The sequence below is a fragment of the Mesorhizobium sp. M0437 genome (assembly GCF_040321335.1).
Classification (GTDB): Bacteria; Pseudomonadota; Alphaproteobacteria; order Rhizobiales; family Rhizobiaceae; genus Mesorhizobium.
The window spans coordinates 1-611 of the sequence record NZ_JAMYRK010000260.1 but is presented as its reverse complement, the minus strand read 5'-3'; the positions used below and the strand labels follow the sequence as shown (position 1 = coordinate 611).

1 protein-coding gene is annotated in these 611 nt (G+C 62.0%); it reads right to left on the bottom strand.

Annotation, left to right across the window (positions count from 1 at the left end):
* A partial coding sequence (locus NKI72_RS35355; protein ID WP_352852310.1) for an ImcF-related family protein occupies positions 1-611 on the bottom strand: 611 nt, incomplete at both ends.

Here is a 611-nt window from a genome sequence, read left to right as displayed (position 1 = left end):
GATCCACTTCGTCGGCGGAGCCCGCACGCCGCAAAAGCTTTGCTCCGGTTTTTACGATCTTGCCAAGCTTGCCCAGCTTGCCGAGCAGTTTCGAGCCACCTGCCGCCGCGGCCTTGTCGTTTGTCGGCGCTTCATCGGATCGCGTAAGCTCGGTCTCCTGGACCACCGCGGTAACCAGGCGCTTCAGCGCGGAGTCGGCGCTTGAAAGATCCTTGAGGTTCTCACTGGCGACATTGAGGTCGGTCAATGGCGCGAGCCTCATGTCGCGCAGGAAGCTGTCCCATTGCGCGATATAGTCGTCGTAATAAAGCTTCAGAATATCCTCTGACAGCGCCGACACCGAGGTTTCGGAATTTTCCGAGCAACCGCCGGCGAACACCGCCCGGTCGAGTGCTGCCTGGGCGGCGACATCCTCGACCCGGTCGAGAATGGCGTCATGGAAGCCGGCATAGGTGAATGCTCCCGAAATGCCGACCCGAAGCGTCTTGTCGGAACGCCGCGCAAAGACCTTGGCGCCGTTGGGGCCGGCGAAGTTGGCAGGAATCCATTCCTTGAGCGCAGCCACCGCCGGGTCGGCCAGCAGCTGCTTGTAGGCACGCGCCGGCAAGGAA